This is a genomic window from Lysobacter tyrosinilyticus (genome assembly GCF_054779815.1).
In genome coordinates, this window is sequence record NZ_BAAGXN010000003.1 from 579,149 (window position 1) to 603,866 (window position 24,718).

Below are 24,718 nucleotides of genomic sequence, written 5' to 3' on the forward strand. Positions count from 1 at the left end.
GCGATCACTTCTCCGCCAGTTTCCCCAACGTCTTCAGCGCCACTTCGATCCGCCCGTCGAGCGGATGCCCGCAGTTGAGACGGATGCAATTCGCGAAGCCGCGACTCGCCGAAAACATCGGTCCCGGGGCGATGCTGATTCCTTGTTGTGTGGCGCGACGCTGCAGTTTCAATGCATCGGCACCTTCGGGCAGTTCCAGCCAGAGGAAGTAACCACCTGCGGGTCGGGTGACGCGTGTGCCTTTCGGAAACGCATCGGCGATCGCGGCGATGTACTGCGCCTGCTGTTCCGCCAGGGTGCGACGCAGACGGCGCAGATGACGATCGAAGCCGCCGCGCTCCAGATGCTTCGCGATGGCGATCTGCGCCGGCACGTTGGTATTGAGCGTGGTGGTGAGCTTGCGGCGTGCGATGTCTTTCGCATGACGGCCGGCGGCCACCCAGCCGATGCGGTAGCCGGGGGCCAGGCTCTTGGAGAACGAGCTGCAATGCATCACGCCACCGTCGCGATCGAAGGCCTTAGCGGGTACCGCCCGTTTGGCCGCGAAATGCAGCTCGGCGTAGACGTCGTCTTCGACCAGCGGGATTTCGTGCCGGGCGAGCAGTTCGACGAGTGCGCGTTTGCGCTCCTCCGGCATGGTGCTGCCGAGCGGATTCTGGAACGTGGGCATCAGCCAGCAGGCGCGCGGGCCGTGGCGGGCAATCGCGGTTTCCAGCGCATCGAGGTCGATGCCGTCGCGCGGGTGCGTGGGCACCTCGATGGCACGCAGGCCGTTGCGTTCCAGCGATTGCAGGCAGGCATAGAAGCATGGCGACTCCACCACCACGGCATCGCCGGGTTTGGTCACTGCGGCGATGCAGAGATTGAGAGCTTCCAGCGCCCCGTTGGTGATGACGATTTCGTCGACACCGATGTCCATGCCGTCGATCAGGTAACGCAGCGCAATCTGCCGGCGCAGAGCGGCGTTGCCGGGGGTGAGGTCGTCGACGGTGCTCCACGGATCGAGATGCTGCGCGGCGGTGGCCATCGCGCGACCGATGCGATCCAGCGGGAAATGCAGCGGGCTCATGAAGGCCGAGCCGAGCGGCGCGACGTCGCGCGTCATCGCCGACTGCAGGACTTCGAATACGAGTTCGCTGACGTCGACTTCGCGCGATTCGCCGTCGGGGCACGAGGCCGTCTCCGGTTCGGGCGGCAACGCCGTGGCCGCACGGGTGACGTAGTAGCCGGAGCGGGCTCGAGATTCGATCAGCCCCTGGGCTTCGAGGCGGTAGTAGGCCTGGAAGATGGTCGCGGGACTGAGCTTGCGGGCGGTGCTGGCCTGACGCACGGAAGGCAGCCGCTCGCCCGGTTTGAGCAGGCCGGCGCGGATGGAGCGGGCGATGTCTTCGGCTAGGGCTTCGTAGCGTTTCATGGTTTGTCCTGCTGCGGTCCCGGCCCCTCACCCTGCGTTGCTTCGCAACGCTGTCCCTCTCCCCGCAAGCGGGGCGAGGGAGAAAGCATGGGCGGGTCGAAGCTGCCAGGCTGTTTTCCCTCGCCCCGCTTGCGGGGAGAGGGACCGCTTCGCGCAGCGAAGCAGGGTGAGGGGATGTGGCGCGTCCCTATCAATCCATCTGATACGGTTTTTTTCTCCGATTGTGATTCTAGGACGGCTGATACGGTCCGCATAGGATGGCGGCCATCTCCCCGCTCCGCATTGCCCACCCATGAACCCCCTGGTCGAGCTCAATCTGGCCCTGATCCTGTTCCTGCCCTGGTTCACGATCCTGGCGGTGCTGTTCTGGATCTACCCGCGCCGTCCGCGCGGATTGGCGCGCACGCTGTTCGATTCGGCCAGCCTGCTGCTGGCATTGGTAGCCGCGGCCATTGGCATGTACTGGAGCATGGCCAACGCCGATCCGACCTTCGGTCACATGTGGCAGCAGGTGCTCGCGACTTCGGTGGCCTACGGGTTGTTCCTGCTGGTGGTCACCGTGGCCCTGGTGGTCCGCTGGCGCTGGCTGCGCACCCTTCCCTCTTCTCCCCCTGCGGCCGCTACGGCCACTGGATCGCTGTCATGAAAACGCTGGTGATCGTCGCCTTCCTCGGACTGATCCTCTACAACCTGGGCGCTGGGCTGTACTACATGCTCGTCGACATGGGCACCACCAAGCGCACCGTGAACGCGTTGACCAAGCGCATCGCGCTGTCGGTGGTGTTGATCCTGCTGGTGGCCGCGGGGATCGCGACCGGCTACATCGAGCCGCATGGGGTGGGCAGTCATCCCTGAGCGCTGGCGGGTTTCATGAGATCGCACCCGGGGCGGCACTGGCTTCATCGTCACCTCGCGTGAAGTGCTCCGCACTATCCTTGCCGTCGGGCGTCATCGCGTTTCAATCCAAGCGAAGCCCGCCCAACAGACCCGTCTGCCTTCCATTGCCGGAGTTTCCACATGAAATCCGTTTCGAAGGTTCTGCTCCTGTTTGCTGCAGCCGGCATCGCACCCGTGCACGCCGCTTCCAACTGCACGGTGAAGCTCAAGGGCAACGATGCGATGCAGTACGACCTGAAGACCGCGACGGTGTCGGCGTCGTGCCCGAAGATCACTATCGAACTCACGCACATCGGCAAGCTGACTGCGCAGGTGATGGGCCACAACGCTGTTATCGCTCAGACAGCGGACATCAATGCAATCACGGCCGCGGGCATGAAGGCTGGCGTGGCCGCGGGCTACGTACCCAAGGGCGATCCGAAAGTAATTGCCGCGACGTCGGTAGTCGGTGGTGGTGCGAGTACGAAGACCTCGTTTGCGGGCACCAAACTCAAGGCCGGCGGCGACTACAGCTTCTTCTGCTCGTTTCCAGGGCACGTGGCGTTGATGAAGGGGAAGCTGGTGGTGACGAAATAGTTCGTCGTCGACGTACCGGCCCTCATCCTGGGTTGTTTCGCAAAGTCTTGCCCTTCTCCCCGCTGGGCGGGGAGAAGGGCCCGCAGGACGGATGAGGGGCAGCTTTCGCGACACCCCGAACCATCTAGAACCACCAGACCACCGCCCAAAACGCCACCACCATCCCCACCACTCCCGGCATCACACGCAGCGCATAAGCGCGGCCTCCGGTGGCAAACGCCAGCACCAGCTTCATCGTCGAATTTGCCGCAAAGGCCAAAGCGACACCGGGCACTGCAGCTGCCGCGTCGATGCGTCCCACGGCCACCAACTGCGCGGCGGTTGCGGTTGCGGCATGCACATCAGCGATACCCGAAGCCGCGAGCGTCCATTCCAGCGCGGCGTCCCCCAAGCACGCGAGCATCGCCCCCGACAGCAGCATCACCGTCGCCACGATCGCGATGAAGACAAGCACGTGCTTCGGCTCGAAGGGCCGTCCCACCAGTTGCGTGTCATGAACCTCCACCCGCCGCGAGGCCCAAGTCACAGCCAACGCGAACACCACGATCACGGCACCTGCGGCAACGATCGCGGGCCACATTGCACGCAGCAGCGGCGGCGACAGGGCACCGGAAATCACCGCCAGCTGCACCACCGTGCTTACATTCGACACCACGCCCGCACCCGCGCACGCCATCGCCAGTTCCGGGTTCTTCTTCGCGCGCGCGCCCATGCTTGCAATCGTCGCGGTGCTCGAGGCGAAACCGCCGGCCAGCCCGGCCAGCAACAGACCTGTGCGTGCCCCAAACGCACGCAACGCGACATGTCCGGCGGCGGTGATCGTCATGATGATCACGGCCAGCAGCCACAGCTTGTAAGGATTAAGCACGTGCCAGGGATCGATGACGCGGTCCGGCAACAGCGGCAGCACGATCGCCGCCGCAGCGGCGAGTAGCAGCGCATCGTGCAGCTCCTGCTCGGTCAGCACCGTGCTGACGAAGCGATGCACGCGCGACTTCGCCGCGAGCAACAACGCAACGGCCACGCCCAGTCCGGCGGCCAGCACGACTTCACGCATCGCCAGCACGCCGAGCAGGAACACCACCAGCATCGCGACTTCCGTAGTCAATCCCGGCTCGTCGGCACGACTGTTGCGATAGCTCGCCAGCGCTGCCAGCGCTACGAAACCACCCGCTATGGCGACACCCACAGCGCCCAGCCGCTCCGCTATCGCACCCGCCAGCGCGATCAGCGCGAACGTGCGTACGCCGGCCGCACGGCGCTCTGCGCGCTCCCTCGCGCGGCGCTCGCGTTCGATGCCGACCAGCAGGCCAATGCCCAAAGCGACGGCAAGACCCCGCAGTTCATCTATGCCGACCATCGCCACAGCTTCCGCCTGCCGATCAGGCCACGCAAGTCGCTACGGAGTGCCCCGATTTGGATCGACAGCCGCTACACGCGCTGGCGACGTTCGCGTACCACGTGTGATCAGTGCCGCAGCAGCACCGGCAGATCGGTCTGCTGCAGCATGTAGCGAGTGACGCCACCCAGAATGCGCTCGGCGAAGCGCGAGCGTCCGTAGGCGCCCATCACCAGCAGATCGGCGCCGTTGTTGCGGGCCGCATCATGGATTAGGGCCCCCATGTCGGGGACGTCCTCGAGCATTTCGAATTCCACCGCGAAGTCGTGCCGACGGCACCAGGCTTCCAGCGCGAACTCCGGGACGGCGCCCTCGGGCAGCGTCGTTCGGTGCCTCCCCATCAACAACACGATCCGCTTCGCACGCTGCAACAGCGGCAGGGCTCCATGCAGCGCACGGATCGCCTCGAGCGAGCCGTTCCAGGCGATGGCAATGCAATCCAGATCCAGCCGGCCCCTGCCCTGCGGCACCACGAGGCAGGGCGGCCCGGCATGCAACACGATCGACGCCAGTGCCGGCGGGCGGCCCCATGGATCATCGACGTCGCGCGCAAGCACCACCAGGTCGTGCCAATTCCCGGTGTAACGCAGCGCATCACCGATGTGCCCCTGCGTCACCAGCCATTGCGGGAACACGGAACCCATCGATTCGGCCCAGGCCTCGAAGAATGTCCCGGCCGCCCGCGCCTCATGAATCTGTTCCTCGATCGCAGCCGCGTACTCGCTCAGCAGAACCGCGGCGTCGTAATCCCAAACCGGTGGCATCCCGCCTTGCACTACGTGCATCGCGGTCAGACCCGCGCCCATCTGGCCGGCAAGGCGCGTTGCAAGTACGACACCAGGATCCCAATCGGGGTAACGAGTCGCGCGGACCAGCAGATCCATGACGCCCTCCTGCGGAAATCATCCGTTACCGCCAACAACGCGGCGAACCGCTGGTCGGTGAAGAAGCGTCAGCCCGTGAGCTGGCTCGCACTTTGTGCCATGCGCCTGCTGATTCAGGCAGCCCGGGCAATGGAAGCAACGTTGGATGCGGGCCCTTCTTCGTGCGGCGAAGACGCTCAGCGCGCCATGGCATCGAGGATGGCCACCGCCATGCGCTTGGTCGCCATCGGCAAGCGCCGCAGGTGCGAAAGCGCCTCGGTTTCGTACTGGTCGTGCGCGTAATCGGTGACGACCAGTGCGGGCGTGGTGGCGGCCACGTCGACGAGGCAGTCGCCACGGCCGGTCGCGAGCCATTCGAAGCCCGCTCCGGTTTCGGTGGCGATCTGGATCAGGTGCTCCACACTGGGTGAAGTGCCCGAAGGATGCTCCCATTGCGTCACGGCACTGCGCTTGACGCCGATACGCGACGCGAGTTGCGCCTGGGTCAGTGCCAATTTGGTGCGGGCCTTGCGGATGCGCTGCGACAGCGTAGTCATGGGCTCCCTCCCCGTAACGGTCCAGATGTAAGGATCACTTACCCGCCAGCGATTCTGAGCTTACGCGGTAAGGTCCCGCTAGCCGACGATCGCGGGCGCGGGCATAAGTGAGTGTGAAGACGCGTTGACAGCAGGGCTGTTGTGCCCGCGGCCGGTGCCCCCCTTGCATCGCGGCCGCTTCGCGCGTGTCATCGCGTACCTCAGAAGGCGGCCGAACGGGGATGGCCGCACCACCATGCGGGGAACGGCGATACAACGCGCGCTTCAGCACAGGGCGTGATCCGAACCACTCTTACGCACTTACGCAAGGATTGCGCCATGCTGAGGATCTGGCTGTTCGGCTCGTTGTCGGTCGATTTCGGGAATGTGGGCGATGGCGCGCAAGCCGTCGCAGGACGTAGCGCCAGCCTGCTGGCCTACCTCGCGCTCGGCCATGGACGCACGTTCAGTCGCTCGGAACTGCTGGCCAGTCTGTGGCCGGAACGCGGCTCGTCGTCCGGATCGACGGGGTCGTTCAACACCGCGCTGTGGCGTTTGCGCCGCCTGATCGAGCGCCCTCCCTACCAGCACGGCGAATTGATCCTCAGCGACCGGCGCGGCGCGATCGGGCTCAACAGCGCGGCAGGTGTGTGGCTGGATGTGGAGGAGTTCGATCGCCTGCTCGGACCCGGTCTGTCCAAGCCACCGGAACGCCTGAGCGATGAGGAAATCGAGGCCCTGCGCCGCGGCGTGCAGCTGTACAAGTCCGACATCCTCCTCGACGTCACCGACGACTGGGCCCTGCGCGAGCGCGAGAAGTACCGCCGCAACTATCTCAACGCGCTGGGTCGCCTGATGCAGATCGCCACCATCCGCCGCGACTACGCCGAGGGCATCCGCCATGCCCAGGCGATCCTGGACAGCGACGCGCTGCGTGAGGATATCCATCGCGAACTGATGCAATTGTTCGTGCTCAGTGGCCAGCGCGCACTGGCGCTTCGCCAGTACGAGCACTGCCGCGAACTGCTGCGGCGCGAGCTCGCCATCCAGCCCATGCGCGAAACGCAGGCGCTTTACCGGCGCATCGCCGACAGCGCGGTAGGACAGGCGCCCGAGGCGCAGGCAATGGCCGGGCGATCCTCGCTGCCATCCTGGCCAGCGCCCTCGCCCACCCCGCTGCAACCGACACCCGGGGAAGACACCAACGCGATGATCCATATCGCACGCTGTCACCTCGCGGCTGCCGACTCGCAGCTGCAACTTAGCCTGCAGCTATTGCAGCGCGAGATCGTCGCGTAGCGACGTCACGCCGAATTTCGCGGCTTCGGGACGTCACACGAATGGCCCTCACCTGAGGGGCGACTTCTCGTGCACGACCAAAACAGCGCTGAAAAACTGAGACTCGTCCTCCCGGCGAACGCCGGGATCCAGCTTTTCCAGTGAGTTATCGAAGAGCTGGATTACCAGCTTCGCTGCTGTGGAGCGCCTCCGGCGCTCGCCGGAATCACGACAAATTCAAGTTGCCCCAATCGACATGGGTGACTCTGCGTCGCGTCGACTGTCCGTCCACCCTCTCCAGGTCACCGGGATCCGGCAGCCTGAATCACCGCGCGCCTGTTCCGGACATCACACGCCCCACTAGCCACGTGATCCAACGGTGATCGACGCGTGACCCACGTGTGATGTCCCCGGCGGAGAGTCGGGCCGAGTTCGCTCGGAGGCTGCCGCGATGGCGTTGCTGGAGGACCGCACGGCCGTATTCATCGTTCGCGTGTGGTGCGAGCGGGGAGACGGCGACAGCGCGATCGCGGAGTGGCGCGGCTCGGTGGAACACATCGAGACCGGACAGCGGGCGTTCTTCCGCAACCTCGAATCGGTGCTCGATTTCATGAAGCCGCACCTGGAGTCCATCGGCATCGATGCGCAGCAGCGCTTCTGGGAGCACATCGCTTCGGCCATGGACGACGGCAACCCGGAACTACCGACGACACCGATCGCCATCCCCATCCCCTCGCCCACGGCGCAGGCCGCCGTGCGCACCCCTGCACGCAAGCGTCGCTAGGAGTTCGCCATGACCCGCATCCGCGCAATCCGCGATTCGATCAACGATCGCTTCAGCGTGCTCAGCTTCGGCGTGCGCGCCGACCAGCCTCTCTACGAGATCGGCCTGGCCACAGACCCGGATCTGTTCAAGACCGAAAACCAGGCCAAGCGCACGCGCAGCAACTTCTTCGCCAGCTCGCTGCTGACCAGTGGCACAACCAGCAGCGGCGAATCGGTGTACCTGGTGCCGCCGCAGGTGGTGGCGCGTTTCGTGGGTCAGCCGCGCCTGTACTTTGGCCTGGCCACGTTCGCCGAAAACGACCGTAACCGCCCGATCACGGTGCGCGCTCCAGACAGCGGCACCATGTACGTCAGTCTTGCCGGCCTGACCGAACGCGGCCTGCGCCGCACCGCGCGCAACGGCAATTCCAACGGCGACGCCAGCGGGTACGGTGCCGGCAAGTCCGCGCTGACATGGGGCGGCGACGCCGCTGTCGCCGTGAACGGCAACGCTACCAACACCGCGCCGCGGGTCAACGGCAATGGCAATGGAGCAGCAGCCACGAATGGTGCGACCGGCGCGGCGCCCTATAGCGACGGCTTTTCCGATGACCTCTGGCATCAGCCGGCTGCGGCTGCGCCCACACCGGCCGCTGCGCCAACAGCGCCTGCGACCACACCCACGGCAGCGTCCGCAACGCCGCCGGCCACGGCGCAGAGCCTGCGCTACAACGCGCAGCGACCGAACGGCTATGCGCTCTCGGCATCCCAGCCCCGCCGCGCCCCGAGCGCACGCGAACTGCGCGTGGTGTCGTCGTATTACCAACCGAGCGACTGGCTCGATGCCTTGCGCACACAGATCGGATTCTTCGTCTCCAGCGCGCAATGGCTGATCGGCGTCGGCGACACCACCGTCGCTCCGCACAGCGCGATCTGCCAGGCACGCAGGGCCGACGGCAGCGCCGAGGGCGCCCAGCACGGCACCGCGTTCTTCATCGCACCGAATCTGTTGCTGACGGCCGCGCATGTGGTCGATGGACAGAGCGAGCTGATCATCGTCCGCGGCAAGAACGGCGCGGGCACGGCTTCCGCGCAGGAACCGTTCGGGCGCTTCCGCGTCCGCGCGGCCGACATGGTCAAGCATCCGTCGTACACGTCGAGCAGCCGCGACTTCGATATGGCACTGATCCGCGTGCCGGCCGCGAATGCGGTTTCGTCGCCGGACTACTTCGAACTGGTCGAGGAGCTCACCCAGTCCCGTCCGGAAGGCGTGGTGGTCTCCGGGTACGCGGCGTACTCCTCGCCGACGGGTGCGGTCGACCAGTTCGTCAACGACGTGATCGACGCCGACCGGCAGCACATGCACGGCGGCTACATCCGCAGCCTGCCCAGTGATGAAACCTTCGACTACGACCTGCAGTCGCTCGGCGGTACCAGCGGCTCGCCGGTGTACTACATCGAGAATTCCGACACGCCGCGCACGCATATGGTCGGTGTGCATGTAGCCGGCGCCAGCGACACCACCAACCTCGGCTGCCGCATCACGCCGGCCAAGCTGGCCTGGATCCGTTCGCAGGCCGCGGCCTGGGGCCAGTCGCTGAGCTTCTCGCTGGGCGCGGCGCGCAGTCTGTCCGATGACGATGCCGCTTCCAACGGCGATGCCGCTTCGAACGGCGACGCCGACAGCTTCGACTGCAATCCGGAGCCGGTGGAAGCAGAGTTCGCGACCGAACAGTCTTACCGCGGCGCGGTGCGCGCATTGACCACGCCCACGCCCGACTATCCGGGTGCGAGCCGCTTCGTCGCGGCGCACACCCGCAATTACCGCACGGGGCGCCGCAGCGGCGCGGTAGTCGACCGCATCGTCATCCACATCACCGCCGGCGGTCCGAATATCAACGGCACGATCTCGTGGTTCCAGGACGGCGAGCGCAGAGATCCGAAGACCGGGCGGCAGGCAGGTCCAAGCAGCGCGCACTACATCGTCGGTCGCGATGGCGAAGTCGTGCAGATGGTGCGTAATGCCGACACGGCGTATCACGCCTCCAGCGCCAACTCGCGCAGCATCGGCATCGAGCACAACGCGAACAAGCCCTACCGCCTGAACCGTCGCGATCTTCCGCCCACCGAACCGCAATACCAGGCGTCCGCGCACCTGGTGACGTGGCTGTGCTCGCAATACGGCATCCCGCTGGATCGCCAGCACATCATCGGCCACATCGAAGCCACACCCGGCGACAACCACGATTGCCCGAGCAGCTACTGGGACTGGGACTACTACATGGGTTGCGTGCGCCTAGCCGCCGATGCGCTGGCGCAGAACTCGTCGACCGGCGCCACGCCGGCCGCGACCTCGCAGGGACTTCGCCGCCCTGCGCACGCTGTTGCCCAGGAAATCCTCACGCCCTTCTACGATCCGGCCGACCCGTCGTCGGCGCTGACCTGCCAGAACAACGCCTTCAGCCTGGCGCGTGAGGAGTGGTTCGTCGGCGTCGAGAACACCGCCAGCTTCCCGCATTCGGCGATCTGCCTGCTGGAGATGAAGGACGCCGCCGGCAATGTCACCAGCCGCGGCACCGGCTTCTACATCGGTCCCAACCGCATCCTGACCTGCGCACACAACCTGCACGGCGAGAACAACGTCGACATCATCCCCGGCAACAACGGCCGTGGCAGCGAGCCGTTCGGCCGCTGCAATGCCACGTCGTCCTCGTGGCGTGTGGCGCCGCGCTACACCGGTGCGGGCAATTACGACAACGACCTGGCGGTGATCGACAACGTCGCCATCGCCGCGCCCAACGGACGCTATTTCGGCTTCCTCAACGCGACGCCGAGCGATCAGATGCCGCTGGTGGTGTGCGGTTACTCGTCGCGTTCCGATGCCGTGCCGCAGCTGACCGCCGCGATGGACGGCTTCAAGCAACACCTGCACGGCGGCTACGCGCGCCAGATGGTGACGCCGGAGACGATCGACTACCCGATCCTGACCCTCAAGCGCGCCAGCGGCTCGCCGGTCTACACGCTGCGTGACAACGGCAACGGCCTGGAAGCCCTGATCTGCGCGGTGCACGTCAGCGGCCTGCGCGCCGACGAAGGCGTCAACACCGGCTGCTTCATCACGCCCGCCAAGATCGACTGGATCGAAGGCCGTGCGACGACGTTCTCGTTCGATGCGAAGCAGCGCTCCGCCCCGGTGCGCGCGCAGGAACTGATCACGCCCTACTACGACCCGTCCAATCCGGGCACCGCCCTGCAGTGCACAAACGACGCCTTCAGTCAGCAGCGCGAGGAGTGGTACGTCGGTGTCCAGGACACGTCCGCGTTCCCGCATTCGGCGATCTGCTTCCTGCGCATGACCGCGCCGGACGGCACGGCGTACACCGGCACCGGCTTCTACATCGGACCCAACAAGATCCTGACCTGCGCGCACAACCTGCACGGCATGAGCACGGTGCAGATCGTTCCGGGACGCAACGGCGCGGGCACGACACCGTTCGGTGAGGCAACCATCGACTCGAGCCAGTGGCGCGTGGCACCGCGCTATACCGGCGATGGCAACTGGGACAACGATCTGGCGGTGATCGACAACGCGCCGATCGCGGCACCCAACGGCCAGTACTTCCGCTTCATGCAGGCCACACCGGCCAACTCGATGCCGCTGGCCGTGTGCGGCTATTCGTCGGGGTCGAACCTGCATCGAAATCTCGGCCCGGTAGCGGATCGCAACAAACAGCACCTGCATGGCGGCCACGCGCAGAACCAGGCTACGCCCGACACGATCGACTACGACATCCTCGCGGTCGCCGGTGCGAGCGGATCGCCCGTGTACACCGTGCGCGATGAAGGCAATGGTCTGGAAGCCTTCGTCTGCGGCGTGCACGTCACGCGCGGACCAATCGAAGCCTCAGGCGGCGTGAGCGTCAATCGCGGCTGCTTCATCACGCCCACCAAGATCGACTGGATCGAAGGCCGCGCGACGACGTTCTCCTACCGCACCACGCGTGCCTTCTCGGACGATGGCGTCGATCACGACGTCCGCCTGATTCCGCAACCCGACAAGAACGCCTGCTGGGCCGCGTCGATGGCAATGCTGCTGGGCTTCCGTGGTGTCCGCTCGGTCGATCCCGAAGCGCTGGCACGCGAGGTCGGCGGTTCGCTGTCCACCTCCTACGACTGGAACCTGCTCACCAGCGTGAGCGGGCGCTACGGATTCGTCGCGATCGAGCAGCCATCGAACGCCAGCATCTACCACTCGCCGACGCAATGGGCGCAATGGCTGCGCGATCGCGGGCCGTTGTGGGTCGTGATCGTCGGCGCACCGCATGCGGTGGTGCTGGCCGGCATTCGCGGCGACTTGTCCAACCCGGCGTCGGTCGAAGTGAAGGTACTCAATCCGTGGGATACCGAAGTCGCCTTCGACAACGATCCGGTGGTCTTCAATCCGCCCAACCGCGGGCGCGCTGGCTGGCTGCCGTTCGAACAGTTCGCCGCCGACTTCGGCAACATGGCCGAACCCGACTACGGCAACTGGCGCGTGCTGTATCTGCCAGCAACGGCAGCGAGCACGACCTCGCAATCGCTCGGCGTCCGCGGCCTGCGCCTGGCAGCACCGCCGCGTCCACGCACGCTGTCGGCGGACGGCGCCAGTTCCGAACCCATCGAACCCACACGCGTCCCCGGCACCCGCATGAGCACCGTGCGTGGCAGCGCCGGCGCGAGCCGCTGGGCACTTGATCAGCTCGAAGGCCGCAAGGCACCGAGCGTGTCGATCCCCGCGGTCAATTCGCTCGCACCCACCGACGTCGTCATCGACCTGGGCGCATGGCCCGCGATCGAGGGCGAAGCCGCACCGTTGCCATTGCGGGTGACATTCCGCAGCCAAGCCGATGGTTCGGTCGGCGACGTGGCGATCGTTGCTGGCACGCCTGCCAACCTCACTTATGGCGTCGACGTGCTGGCACGCATCGACGACCTGCCCGACATCGGCGGCGTCGCTGCGGTGAAAGTCGGCATCGATGTGCGCTTCAGCGGCCTCGCGCAGGGCGCGCCGGCCGCACGCATCGAGCTGAAACTGCTCGGCGATGGGCGCTACGAGCGCACCAATCGCTGGCTCGACGCTACGCAGGCAGCCTGAGGCGCGACCATGTCCGCGCGCCTCTCTCCAGGCAACGGCACTACCCGCGGCGGCGGCATCTTCCCGCCGGGGGTAGCCGCTCCGCGCAATGGCTCCGCCACGCAGCGCGGAGGCTACGCGGCATCGCACGCACTCGCCGATGGCGATCCGGCTGCGTCCAACGGCGCGGCGCCCGCAACGTCGACCAAACCACCTGCCACCGAAACCATCGCGCGCCGCGCTGGCGCGATGGTCAACGAAATCGACTTCCCCGGCTTCGTCGCGCAACTCGTGCACGGCACGTTCGATGCGATTGTGGACGCGTCGATCCGGCAGATGGAGAGTTACTCGAGCCTGGTGTCCGCCGTCGCGAAGACGGTCGACCAGTTCACCGAAGAGAACGTCACCGCCAACCAGGCACGCGATTGGCTGGCCACCCGTTACCCCGGCGACCTCACGCTGCTGTTGCCCGATGGCGCCACGCGCAGCGAACCGCAACTGGCTCCCGTGTCCGAAGGCCTGATGCCCGCATGGTTAAGCGAGTTCGGCATCGAGGGTGAGGAGCTCACCACCGAACTGATCGAACAGCGCGTGTTGCCGCAGGTACGCACCCACATCGGCGGCGAACGCCAGCAACTGCTGGCCACGATGGTGCTGCTGGGCATGAACCGCGTGGCGGTGAAAGACGGCAGCATCAGCGCCAAAGTCATGTTCCGGGCCGCCGCGCGCGATGCCGCCGGTGTGCAGTACGCCACCAGCAGCGATCCCAAGGCCGTCGCCAACTGGGGCGAGCGCGGCGCTCTCACCTACGGCGGGCAGTCATCGACCATGGTGTCGACGCTCGCGGTCAATGCGCAGAACGAATCCAGCGTGCGTGCGGACCTGTTCGGCGAGGTCAAACTCAATTTCGTCAGCGAGACGCTGCCGCTCGACCGCCTTGCGGACGCGGCGAAGGTCGCGCTGGTCCAGCGCAATTCGCCGGCGATGCGTGCGGCGGTACCTGCAACCCCAGCCGCCGCTGCACCGGCCACACCGGCACCGGCCGTAACGAATGAGGGAGGCGCGTGATGCTGCGCGAACTCTCCGCCCTGCTCGGCGAACTGCATGACGGTCTGACCGACATCGAAGTGCGTGGCGGCGTGCGCCTGGCGAACGTCGACATGGTGCTCCCGCTCGAACTCCGTCCGATCTTCCGCGACGGCGGCTGCGTGCTGCTGGCGGACGTGCCGCGCAGTAGCGGTATCGATGCCTGGATCGCCTCGCCGTCGCGGTTGTCGATCGGTTGGAGCAGCGATGGCAACAGCGCGAGTGAAGCCGACGAGGCCGCCGCATGAGCGCACGCATGCCACCGCTGGTTCAGGACTCGGGCGTTCCGTTCGACCTGTTCATCCAGGCGCTCACCGAGCAGCTGGACAAGGCGCAGGCATCGATGGCGATCAAGGCGCGCGTCGGCAAGATGCCGCTCACCTTCGCGGTCAAGGATGTGACGATCGATTTGCGTGCGTTCGTGCAGATGGTCGACGACGACGTCTACGTGCGTCCCGCCGGCCCGGGCGAAGCGGAAGCCAGCACGATCAAGCTCGCGCTTACCACGATCACCAAGTCGATGGTCGAAGAGAACGCGGTCGACTTCAAGGCCGAGGATCCGAAGTTCAACCTCAAGGAAGCCCTGGGCGACGAAATTTCCGACGAGGAACAGCGGCGCCTGGAACGCATCGGCGTACGCACCATCACCCAGCTCAACGAGCTCAAGCAGACAGCCGGCACCGATGTCATCGCCCGTCTGTCGCGCATGCCGGTCAACCGCCTGCAGCAGGCGTTGCTGCGAGCTGCTGCACCGCGCGTCTCCCACGTCGAACGCAGCAACGGCAGCGGCACCGAGCGTGTGTACATGCAGGCACCGGGCCTGCGTGCGGGCCGCCTGCCGATGGTATTCGCCGCAGGAACCGCCGTGCCCGTGGTCGCCGCCAGCGACGGTGAGATCGTGCTCGCACCACTCGCCACCCAACTGGGCTGCGAAGCCGAAGTGCATTTCGGCGACGGCGAACAAGCCCGCGTGCATCTCAGCGAAGGCCAACTCGGCCGCTGGAGCACGCCATGACTACACCCATGGTGCCGGGCCGTCTTCTGCTGACGCTGAAGCTGGGCGAGATGCCCGAGCACGTGCCAGGCCTGCGCGCGGTACAGGGTTATGGCACGCCGATCGCCGACTACATCGACCGCGGCGCGATCGATCGCCTGCTGCGTCATCACGGCGGTGCACTCCGCGTTGCGCGGCTGCACAGTGCGCGCGTGCGTCGCGCCGAGCGCAATGTCACCGGTGCACGCCGGTTCGACGATGCCGAACAGCTCAGTGGCGTGGCCCGCGTGCTGCGCGTGCAGGTGCGCGATCCCGAAGGCGTACCCACACTGCTCCAGGCCCTCGCCGAGCTGCCGATGGTCGAACGCGTCGCGCCGGACTACCTGTGTCATGCGCCGTTCGACGCGGCGCGCATCGCCACCGATCCGCATCATCGCGCTGCCGATCCTGGGTGGGCGCACAACGCCATCAAGTTGCCGCAGGCCCTCGCCATGGAAAGCGGCGATCCCGCGGTGGTCGTGGGGCTCGCCGACACCGGCGTCGCCATCCACCATGCCGAACTCGACACGCGTGTGCGCGCCGGCTTCGACAGCGTCGACCTGGATCCGGCAACCGTCGGCGGCCTCACGCTAGTGGGCGACTATCGCAATCGTGGCGAGCGCCCGGACGACGATGTCGGCCACGGCAGCGGCTGCGCGGGGATCCTCGTCGCGCGCGGACGCGGCATGTCGCCCGGCGGTGCCGGCCTGTGTGGTTTGACTCCGGTGCGCGTGCTCGGCGCGGCGGTGGGCGCGGACCGCAAGCGCTTCGGCGTCGGCGCGCTCGACAACATCGACGCGGGCATGAAGCGGCTGATCGACCTCGGTGTGAAGGTCATCAACATGAGCTTCGGCACGCCCGACTCCGCACTGTCCGGCGATGCGCCGAAGCCGCACCAGGAAGTGATCCGGTATGCGCTGGCGCGCGGCGTGATCCTGGTGGCGGCCAGCGGCAACTCCGGGCTGACCGAAAGCTTCTATCCCGCCGCACACGAGGGCGTCATCGCCGTCGGCGCGGTGGACGCCGCGATGCGGCCCGCTTCCTTCAGCACGCGCGGCACGCATGTCGCGGTGTGCGCCCCGGGCCGCGACATCGTCACCTGCGGACTCGACGGCTATCAGACCGCCACCGGCACCAGTTTCGCCGCGCCCTTCGTGGCCGCGGTCTGCGCCCTTCTCGCTTCGCGCGCGCAACGTCGCGCCTGGCCGCTGACCAGCGAAGAGGCACGCACGGTCCTGATGGCCAGCGCGCGCCCGTTCGCGCAGCCCGGCGTGACCGACTGCGGAGCCGGCGTCATCGATGCGTTAGCGGCAATGCATGCGCTCGATGCGCATGTTGACGAACAACTTCGCGAAGCCGATGGCGGCGCGACGTCCGACGTTCCACCCGAGACGGCCGTGGCCTGAGCCACAACAAGGAGGCCTGAAATGGCGACCAAACGAAGTTCGACGACACCGCGCAGAGGCGCAACCGAGAAGGCTGCTGCCGCGCCGGCCCGTTCTTCCGCGGCCGTCGAGCTCGGGACACGGACCACCGCTACATCGCCCACGGAGGCACCGGCATCCGCCGCGCCCTCGTCGGGCACGTCATCGACGTCCACGCCTACGCGCGCGTCGCGTTCTGCTGCATCCCACACCCCTTCACACGACGAGAGAACCGCCATGAACCGCATCCTTCTGGTCGACCTCGGCGAACGCGAGCACAAGACCCGTGAGGGATTGCGCGCACGCCTGCTCAAGTACGAATCGATCCTGGCCAACAAGAACCTGGACGGCCTGACGCCGGCCCAGCTGCAGGAACTGGAGACGATCAAGCGCACGCTGGCCAGCGACGTCACCGCCGACCCGTTCTATCGCGTGGTCGCCTCCACCTATCGGCAGCGGCCGTGGGAAGAGTTGGCCGAGAACAATCAGTTCATCCACATCCACGGCCTGATGGGTTCGCAGCGCCTGATCAACGGTCCGGTGGAAGGCCTGGAGGAACGCGAGCGCGAAATCGCAGGCATCTGCGGTCTGCTGGAGCTCGACAACAACATCGAGGACGGGCGCAAGGGCTTCGTACAGAAGATCAGCGCCGCGCAGGGCGAATACCGCGAGAACCGCGCACTGTTCGACGCCGCGTTCGCGCAGCTCTCGCAGCAGTACAAGGTCACGCTGAAATCGCAGATCGCGGCCGGCCTGATCGACGGCGACATCATCGGCAGCCAGCACCCCGGCGGCGATCCCAACGAGCGTCGCGACCCGGTCAGCACCGACTTCGAGTTCCGCCCCGGCCCCGACGACGTCGTGTGCGCGTTGAGCGCACGCAGCGTCGCCGCGTTGGTCCGTCGCTTGGCCAGCGCCAACGTCAGCGCCAACGATTCTTGGTTGGCCAGCCGCATCCAGAACGGTTACGAGATGCAGACGGGCGTGCTCGAAGGCGCACCGATCTCGTCGACCGAAATCTCGTTGCCGGAATGGGACGACAGCGCCGACCAGGTAGCCGAGCGCGAAAACCTGCTGGGCGCACAAGCGATAGCGTTCGCCGCCAGCTGCGAAGACATGAACATGCCGCAGGTCGTGGAGAAGTGCGTGGATCTGTTCCGCACGGGCCTGCTGCCGATTACCCGCGGCAAGGCCGGCGACTACCTCTACAGCTACCTGAAGAAAGCCGGTGAGCGGATGACGCAGGGCGAGCGGTTCGATCTCTATCGCCAGGTCCTCGGACGCAACGAGGGCGATCCCAACACACCGGCCAACGTCGAGTTCAAGGAACTGTGGCTGCGCTTCATCGCCGCGGTATCGGCCTTCGGGCGCCAGCTCAGCGTCGATCGCATGCTGCGCAGCCAGATCCCTGTCGCGGTCTCGCAGGAACAGGTGCGCAAGGCCGGTCGCGATCTGGCCGCCAATCTGTCGGTGCACAGCTTCGGCATCGTGCGTTTCGCCGCTGCCGAACTGCAGACCACGATTCTGGAATATCGCGACCTGCTCTCCGATCCCGAACTGCGGGCGTGCTTCGGCGCGCGCGACATGTGGCAGGTGATGGATCAGGTCAATGCCAACTATCTGGGCGGTCCGCGTAACACGCATCGTCATCGCACCCAGGCGCGCTCGAGTGCCGTGGTGATTCGTTGGCTGGCCAACCATCACGAACGGCTGTCCGGCCGTTATGGCGAAGTGATCTCGATCGGCGCGCTGACCAACCCGCAAATGCGCGGCAGCGATCAGCCGATGGTCGATCCCAACGACTGGGATCTGGTGCAGGCTTGCGAGCAGTGGCTGGCAGTCGGCGGTGTGCAGGAAGACAGCATCCAGCACTACGCCGAATCGGCCGAGTCGCCGGTCATCACCAGCCGTCCGGTCGAGAACCGCGGCATACCGCAGGTGGCGCGCGACGTGCTCGACAGCGCCGGCATCAGCCTGCCGGGCATGTAACCCGTGCGCACAGATCCGGCCTGTCCCTTTCCAGGAGCCTTCCGATGAGCGTCCAATACCTCTCGCAATCGCAGTCCGATGCGAAACCGGTCAAGCACCTGGTCACGCGTTCGTTGCAGTCGGCCGCGCGTGCACTGGGCACGCGCGACCCGATGCCGTTCCTCGACGGCCTGATCGATCGCACCTTCTACCTGCCCGACGACGACCTCTCGTACGCGCGCAATTCGCTCGCACCGGGAGCGGTGCCCTACGAGCCGTCGTTCTCCGAAGCCGAGCCCAATACGCTGCGCTTCACCATCGAACCGCTGGGACCGAACGCCTCACCGCTCGCACGGCGCGATGAAGCCACGCGCGAGATGCGTCGCCTGGTCTCGCCGATCTTCGGCCGCGACGCGCTCAAGTGGTTCGATTCGCGCAGCGAGGAATGGCGTGGCTTCGGCGGCCTGTCGTGGATGAACTATGGCGCGTGGTTCGGCAGTGCCTTCGACGAGGACGGGCTGTACGCGGCGAAGATCTACTACGAGCTCCTGCCGGCACAGATCGACGCGCTCTCGCCGGGGCTGGCCATGCTCACGCGCCAGGTGATGACTGAGATGCCCACGCTGATGCCGATCTTCACTTCGATCGGTTGCAAGCGCGACACCGGCAGCCAGCGCGTGACTTTCCTGCATCGCGGGCCGCTGATGATCTCCGCGCTCGGGCCGCTAATGAACCGGCTGGGAATCGGTCATCAGTTGCCGAGCCTGATGCGCATCGTGGGCGTCGCGCTCGGCGGACGCTTCGAACTGCCGCCAGGCGGCGTGTTGGTCGGCATCCGCGAAACGCCCGAAGGCGCCGAGCTCAAGCTCGAAGTCCTCCTCGCCGCGATTCCCGACCTGCCGTCGCGCTTCCTCGACCTGCTCAAACTCGGTCTGGCCGAACGCCCGCGCCAACTGGCGGCACTCAGCCGCTGGCTGGATGCATTCGGCATGGGTGCCGAGGAACAGGGGCACTTCTCGGTGCTGAGCATCCGCGTCAATCCAAGCTCGCCGGCCCGCATCAGTCTGTATGTGCGGCCGATCGAGTTCGAAATGCGCGACACGCTCGAAGAGGCGCGCGGACTGCAGTAACCGTCGACATCGCAACGCGACACCACATGCCGTACGGAGCCGATCATGCCTACCGCGCACGCTTCCATTTTCCCGCCCTCGCAGCGTACGGCCCGCGCGGCGACCGCCCCTGTGGACGCGCGCACGCCGGTACGCCAGGCCGTGCGCGCACTGCTCGAGCGCACTGAGGCTTTTCGCCATCTATCGCCCGAGGCGCAGCGCAACCTGGCGCAAGGGATGGTGCGCATCGGCGAGGAAATGGTTGCGCCCGGGGGCCAGATTGCTCGTCCCGGCGCGCAGGTGCGCGCGCTTGCCGGCGAAAGCAGCAGCACGACCACCGGCACCAACGTCGACACCAGCGGCAAGTTCAGCGCGCAGGGGGCACGCGAAGGCGTGGCCCAGGCCGGTGCGCTGTTGCAGGCGGTGAACTTTCCCGAGTTCTGCGCGGGGCTTATCAACGGCGTATTCCATTCCATCGTGCAGACCTCGATCGAACAGATGGAGGCCTACGCCAAGCTCGTCGCCGATGTATCCAAGAGCCTCACCGAATTCCGCGACGAGAACACCACGCAGAACCAGGGCCGCGACCATCTGGTGCAACAGTTCCCCGATGTGTTCCAGCTGGAGATGGGCGGCAATGACCCGTTCGGCGGCATGTCCGGCTTCGGCAGCAGCTTCGGCGACACGCCCGCAGGGCCGCCGCAGCCGCGGGTGACGTTCCGCCCCGATATCGATGAAGCCGCTGCACTCGCGCGCATTAACCAGTCGCTGCCGCTGGAACAACCCGTCGACCGGGTCGACGACGAACTGGTCGAAGCGTTGCTGGTGCCCGCCGCGCGCACGCAGATCGCCACCAGCCGCCAGCAACTGCTCGCGACCATGGTGATGCTGGGCATCAGCCGGATCGTGGTCACCGACGGCAAGTTGAGCGCGAAGGTGATGTACGACTTCCAGGCGCGCGACAACATGCAGTTCCAGACGACGGCGCAATCGTTCGACTACAGCGACGCGTCCGTCACTACCGAGTCCGTCGCCAACGGCTCGATCGTGCGCACCGGGCCTTCGAGCAATCTGGTGCGGATGCCCGACGGTCGCGTATACGAGACGAAACGCGACGCGAGCTTCTACACCAAGGGCGACTACAAGAGCGTCAGCCAGCCACTGATCCAGATGCAGTCGGTCACGCAGACCTCGGGCGATGCGAGCCTCACAACCAAGGCCACGCTTGCGGGAACCATGGAAGTCAAGTTCAAGAGCGACTACCTGCCGCTGGAAAAACTCGCGAATCCCGAATCGATCGCCGCGATCCAGATGAATGCGCAGCCGGGCATGGTGAAGACGCTGGCTTCGCGACCGCCTGCATCATCCAACGCCGCTCCCGCAGCCGCACCGGCCGCCGCGCCTGCCGCGCCCACGACCACCGTCTGACGAACTTCGACCGGAGCCCGCCATGCTAGCTGCCGCCCCGCGCTCTTTCAGCACCGGAAGCACCGGCCCTGCCAGCAACGAGCCGAGCTGGCTGAGTGATGCGACGCTCGACGTCGTACGCCCACACGTGCGGCGAATGCTGCAGTCCTCGCCCGGTTACCGCGCACTACCGCCGGACCAGCAACTCGAGATCGCACGCAACATGGTGCGCGTGGCTTCGTACATGGCGAACCCGGACGATCTTGCGCGCCAGGAACTCGGACCCAGTGGCGGCGTGCTTCGTCGCGATGATGCCGCACCCACGACGGCTTCACCGGCCACTTCGCCAACGGCGGCTCCCGCTGCGCGCGCCCTGGCCGATCCAGTGGATCAGGCCAAGTCCAAGGCGTCCGACAAGGTTGGCGTTTCGGCAGGCGCAGATTTCGTCGACGCATCGACCAGTCGGCTCGGCACCAATGCACGCAAGCTGATGGAGGCGGTCGACTTCCCCAAGTTCGTCGGCGGTCTGATCCAGAACGTGTTCCAGGCCATCATCGATGCCTCGATCCAGCAGATGAAGGCCTACGGGGAATTGCTCAAGTCGGTCTCGCAATCGGTCGACCAGTTCGCGCAGGACAACATCACTCTCGACAACGCGCGTGCCTACGTCGCCGACAAATTCCCTGACGTCCTGCAGGTTGCGCCGGGTGAGAACGGCGGCAACACGCTGGCGATGCGCGACGTCGACGATGCCGATGCCGCGATGGCGCGCATCAACCAGGAATTGGGACTCGCCAACCCGATCAACGATATCTCCGATCAGGAGCAGGAGGCGCGCTTCGTACAGGCTGCGCGGCTGCAGATGGCACGCAGTCGCCAGCAGATGCTGTCGTCGATGGTGATCCTGGGCATCAATCGCATCGTGGTCACCGACGGGCTCATCAACGCCAAGGTGGTGTTCGATTTCCGCGCCAGCGACGAAATGATGCGCGACGCCAATGCGGGCCTGACGGATACCCAGTCGAGCATGAACCGCAACAGCACCAAGGCCAGCATCGGCCTGCCGTGGAGCGGCGCATCGACCCACAACGAGAACGTGCAGCGGCACATGACCACGGTCTCGTCCTCGGTCAGCGAGGAATCCGAATCCAAGCAGGACATGAAGGCCAAGCTCACCGGCGAGGTACGGGTGAACTTCAAGAGCGATTACTTCCCGATGGAGAAGCTCGCATCGCCAGCGATGCTCGCCGCGATCCAGGGCAACTCGACGCCGGTGGATCCGAACGTGCCGCCGCCGCGTGCGGGGGCTGGCGCAGCCGCGACGACACCGGCCTGAGCGCATCGCCATGCGCCTCAAGCCGCCACCGCCGGATGTGTGCATGCCGTGGAGCGGCGCGCAGGGCGATCTGCTGCGCGCTGTGGCTACCGCGCTTTCGGCCGTCGCCACGCACGAGCACGCCGTGGCTCGCGCGATGTCGTTGCCGGACCCGGGTGCGATCGACCTGCCCGACGGTGCACCCAATGCGATGGATGCCGCGCAGTTGCAGGCGGCCGGTCCACTGTACTTCGCTGGGGAGCTCGAACAGGCGGGGCTGCTGCGCTGCGCGGAGCTGATCACGGGGCTGTTCGCCAGCGGCACGATCACGCAACCGCTCGGACCGATCGCCACGCAGCTCAACCGGTTCTGGCGCGGCCGCCACGAGCGACTGGAACAGGCCGAGCGCGAGGCGATCTTCGCGCGTGTGCTGGAACCACCGCATTTCGAACGACTGATGTCGGCCATGTGCGCCGCAATCGTGGCCGAGGCGGACGGCAGCGACTTGCGCGAAGGCGTGACGCTGGCGACGACCGCGCAGTCGCTCGCCGAATTCCTGGCCCAGCGCGTCGACCCGATGGCGTCGATCGCCGCACGCGACATGGTCGATACCATCAACTCCGCACTCGGGTTCCTGCGCGACCGCATGCTGCAGGCCGCATTCGGCGTGCATTCGCTGTGGTCGCTGTTGGCCGTTTCCGCCAACAGCGGCGCGCAGCTAGGCACCGCCTCGAATGCAGGCGATGTGCAGCGCCATGCCGAACGCGGTCGCGCCGGACAGTCGGTGTTGTTGTGGCTCGCCAGCCACTACGGGGAGTCGAACATCGCGCTCGACATGACCAGTACCGACGACACCGCGTTGGTCATGTCCGCCCAGCGCTGGCTGGATGCCGCGCCGCACGTGCCCATCTCACCTGCCGGCACCGCACCGGCCCTGCCGATCGCGGCGTGAGTCCGCGATGAGGGCCGTCCTCGCCACCCCGCCCCCCGCAGCACGCGACGCACCTCCGTCGTGGATCCGTGGCGCCGTGCGCAATGTGCTCGAACAGTCACCGCAATACCACACCCTGACTCCGGTTGAACGCCAATCGCTGGCGCGCTCGATGGTGCGCGTTTCCGCCCTCGCCGCGCAGCTGATCGAAGAAGAAGGCGATGCCGATGCCGAACTCGCGCACGGCGCCGCGCGTCGTCCTGCACCGTTGGCGCGTGCGCAGGACCAGCCCGAGTTCGCCGCCGCGGCCGATCGCGTCGCGCAGACTACGCACAACATCCTCAACGCGGTGTCGTTCCCACGTTTCGTCACCGACCTTATCAATGGCGTGTTCCGCGCCATGCTCGACTCCAGTAGCCAGCAGATGCAGCAGTACGTGCAATTGCTGAACGCGGTGTCGTCGTCGGCCGAGGGCTTCGAACGCACGCAGTTTGGTCTGGCGCAGGTCCGGCAGTGGGTGGCAGATCACTTTCCGGAGGCGATCGAGTACGACGCGCCCGAAGTCGAACCGGGCGAGACGCCCGATCCCGATGAAGTCGCCAATACACGCTTGCGCCTGCGTAGTGGCGCATCGATGCCCGGCGCCGAAGAGATCCGGGCGACGCTCGGAATGGCACCGGAGGACCCGCTCGACGCCAGCAGCCCAGAGCAGCTCGTGCCGCTCGCGCGTCGCCATCTCGCCCGTCAACGCCAGCAGATGCTCGCCACGATGGTGATGATGGGGATGAACCGCATCGTCATCGACAGCGGCAAGATCAACGCCTCGATGCGTTTCCACATCGACACACGCAGCGCCGCCAACCAGGACCAGGGCAGCCAGACCAGCGTGCAGAACCGCATCCGCGCCGGCGGTAGCTTCGGCGTGGGCCCATGGAGTGCCAGTGCGGACATCGAGAACAACATCGGCTATGTGTCGACGCAGCGTTCGCAGTCCACTGAGGAGATGAATACCGATCTCGACCTCAACTCGTCAGTCGAGCTGAACTTCCGCAGCGATTACCTGCCGCTCAACCAGATGGCCGCGCAGGCGCAGGCCGACCGCATCCGCAGTGCGACACTCAATCCGGCAGCGGAGCCCGATCCCGCTGCTGCCCGAAATACGCGACTGCAAGCGCAACTGACGAACGAAGGCTCGCGGCGCACGGGCATCAACGATGCGATCAGCGCCGCCGCGCGACCTGTGGCTGCGACGACACCACCGGCCGCGACGACAGCTCCGGCGACAGCAGCGCGACCTGCGACATCCCCGTCGCCGGGTACCGCTGCATCGCCTGGCACGGCTGCATCACCTGGCACGGCTGCATCGCCTGGTACGGCTGCATCGCCTGGTGCGGGTGCATCACCCGGCACGGGTGCATCACCTGGCACGGCGGCATCACCCGCTACAGCCGCCACACTGCGGCCCGCGCCCCCCGCGCCGACGCATTAACTCACGGCATCGGACTGCTCCGTATCCAACCAAGCAAATCGGCTTTTTCATTTCCCGCCCCTCATCCGCCCTTTGGGCACCTTCTCCCCGCAAGCGGGGAGAAGGAAAAAGCAAG

20 protein-coding genes are annotated in these 24,718 nt (G+C 66.4%); 16 read left to right on the forward strand and 4 right to left on the reverse strand.

Features of this window, described 5'->3' with window-relative positions; translation table 11 throughout:
* Positions 1 to 4: 4 nt before the first annotated feature.
* The gene (locus ACYVGK_RS09290) at positions 5 to 1,414 is read right to left on the reverse strand and encodes an aminotransferase-like domain-containing protein (protein ID WP_460733079.1); all 1,410 of its coding nucleotides are present in this window, start codon (positions 1,412 to 1,414) and stop codon (positions 5 to 7) included.
* 292 nt (positions 1,415 to 1,706) lie between these two features.
* Between ACYVGK_RS09290 and ACYVGK_RS09295 the strand changes: the two genes are divergently transcribed.
* The 3 genes from ACYVGK_RS09295 (at position 1,707) to azu (ending at position 2,887) form a co-directional block, all read left to right on the forward strand.
* Positions 1,707 to 2,060, forward strand: coding sequence for a hypothetical protein (locus tag ACYVGK_RS09295; RefSeq protein ID WP_460733080.1), 354 nt, complete (start codon positions 1,707 to 1,709; stop codon positions 2,058 to 2,060).
* Positions 2,057 to 2,269 (forward strand): twin transmembrane helix small protein, encoded by a 213-nt coding sequence (locus ACYVGK_RS09300; protein WP_460733081.1) that lies wholly within the window; start codon positions 2,057 to 2,059, stop codon positions 2,267 to 2,269. The genes ACYVGK_RS09295 and ACYVGK_RS09300 overlap by 4 nt, the downstream gene beginning before the upstream one ends.
* A gap of 162 nt (positions 2,270 to 2,431) precedes the next feature.
* Complete coding sequence (azu, locus tag ACYVGK_RS09305; protein WP_460733082.1) at positions 2,432 to 2,887, forward strand: azurin; 456 nt, start codon at positions 2,432 to 2,434, stop codon at positions 2,885 to 2,887.
* A gap of 124 nt (positions 2,888 to 3,011) precedes the next feature.
* Here the strand turns inward: azu and ACYVGK_RS09310 are convergent, their stop codons facing one another.
* The 3 genes from ACYVGK_RS09310 to ACYVGK_RS09320 all read right to left on the reverse strand — a co-directional run bounded on the left by ACYVGK_RS09310 (position 3,012) and on the right by ACYVGK_RS09320 (position 5,706).
* Positions 3,012 to 4,247 (reverse strand): MgtC/SapB family protein, encoded by a 1,236-nt coding sequence (locus tag ACYVGK_RS09310; protein WP_460733083.1) that lies wholly within the window; start codon positions 4,245 to 4,247, stop codon positions 3,012 to 3,014.
* A 107-nt stretch (positions 4,248 to 4,354) separates the two neighbouring features.
* Positions 4,355 to 5,170, reverse strand: coding sequence for a universal stress protein (locus ACYVGK_RS09315; protein ID WP_460733084.1), 816 nt, complete (start codon positions 5,168 to 5,170; stop codon positions 4,355 to 4,357).
* Positions 5,171 to 5,346: 176 nt separating this feature from the next.
* Positions 5,347 to 5,706 (reverse strand): helix-turn-helix transcriptional regulator, encoded by a 360-nt coding sequence (locus ACYVGK_RS09320; protein ID WP_460733085.1) that lies wholly within the window; start codon positions 5,704 to 5,706, stop codon positions 5,347 to 5,349.
* 318 nt (positions 5,707 to 6,024) lie between these two features.
* Between ACYVGK_RS09320 and ACYVGK_RS09325 the strand changes: the two genes are divergently transcribed.
* The 13 genes from ACYVGK_RS09325 to ACYVGK_RS09385 all read left to right on the forward strand — a co-directional run bounded on the left by ACYVGK_RS09325 (position 6,025) and on the right by ACYVGK_RS09385 (position 24,603).
* Positions 6,025 to 6,984, forward strand: coding sequence for an AfsR/SARP family transcriptional regulator (locus ACYVGK_RS09325; RefSeq protein WP_460733086.1), 960 nt, complete (start codon positions 6,025 to 6,027; stop codon positions 6,982 to 6,984).
* Between the two features lie 430 nt (positions 6,985 to 7,414).
* Positions 7,415 to 7,747, forward strand: a complete 333-nt coding sequence (locus ACYVGK_RS09330; protein WP_460733087.1) for a hypothetical protein — start codon at positions 7,415 to 7,417, stop codon at positions 7,745 to 7,747.
* A 9-nt stretch (positions 7,748 to 7,756) separates the two neighbouring features.
* The gene (locus ACYVGK_RS09335) at positions 7,757 to 12,862 is read left to right on the forward strand and encodes an N-acetylmuramoyl-L-alanine amidase (protein ID WP_460733088.1); all 5,106 of its coding nucleotides are present in this window, start codon (positions 7,757 to 7,759) and stop codon (positions 12,860 to 12,862) included.
* A 9-nt stretch (positions 12,863 to 12,871) separates the two neighbouring features.
* Entirely contained in the window at positions 12,872 to 13,909 is a 1,038-nt protein-coding gene (locus tag ACYVGK_RS09340; protein WP_460733089.1) for a hypothetical protein, read from the forward strand.
* A complete protein-coding gene (locus ACYVGK_RS09345) occupies positions 13,909 to 14,175 on the forward strand; it encodes a hypothetical protein (RefSeq protein WP_460733090.1) in 267 nt (88 codons plus the stop codon). The genes ACYVGK_RS09340 and ACYVGK_RS09345 overlap by 1 nt, the downstream gene beginning before the upstream one ends.
* Before the next feature lie 8 nt (positions 14,176 to 14,183).
* Positions 14,184 to 14,942 carry a hypothetical protein gene (locus ACYVGK_RS09350; protein ID WP_460733091.1) on the forward strand — a complete coding sequence of 253 codons (759 nt, stop codon included), beginning with the start codon at positions 14,184 to 14,186 and terminating at the stop codon, positions 14,940 to 14,942.
* Complete coding sequence (locus ACYVGK_RS09355) at positions 14,939 to 16,366, forward strand: S8 family peptidase (protein WP_460733092.1); 1,428 nt, start codon at positions 14,939 to 14,941, stop codon at positions 16,364 to 16,366. Before ACYVGK_RS09350 ends, ACYVGK_RS09355 begins: the two co-directional genes overlap by 4 nt.
* 255 nt (positions 16,367 to 16,621) lie before the next feature.
* Positions 16,622 to 18,373, forward strand: coding sequence for a hypothetical protein (locus ACYVGK_RS09360; protein ID WP_460733093.1), 1,752 nt, complete (start codon positions 16,622 to 16,624; stop codon positions 18,371 to 18,373).
* Positions 18,374 to 18,417: 44 nt separating this feature from the next.
* Positions 18,418 to 19,482, forward strand: coding sequence for a hypothetical protein (locus ACYVGK_RS09365; protein WP_460733094.1), 1,065 nt, complete (start codon positions 18,418 to 18,420; stop codon positions 19,480 to 19,482).
* Between the two features lie 45 nt (positions 19,483 to 19,527).
* Positions 19,528 to 20,889, forward strand: coding sequence for a hypothetical protein (locus tag ACYVGK_RS09370; protein WP_460733095.1), 1,362 nt, complete (start codon positions 19,528 to 19,530; stop codon positions 20,887 to 20,889).
* A gap of 22 nt (positions 20,890 to 20,911) precedes the next feature.
* Positions 20,912 to 22,204 (forward strand): hypothetical protein, encoded by a 1,293-nt coding sequence (locus ACYVGK_RS09375; protein WP_460733096.1) that lies wholly within the window; start codon positions 20,912 to 20,914, stop codon positions 22,202 to 22,204.
* 10 nt (positions 22,205 to 22,214) lie between these two features.
* A complete protein-coding gene (locus ACYVGK_RS09380) occupies positions 22,215 to 23,135 on the forward strand; it encodes a hypothetical protein (protein ID WP_460733097.1) in 921 nt (306 codons plus the stop codon).
* A 7-nt stretch (positions 23,136 to 23,142) separates the two neighbouring features.
* Entirely contained in the window at positions 23,143 to 24,603 is a 1,461-nt protein-coding gene (locus ACYVGK_RS09385) for a hypothetical protein (RefSeq protein WP_460733098.1), read from the forward strand.
* Positions 24,604 to 24,718 lie beyond the last annotated feature (115 nt).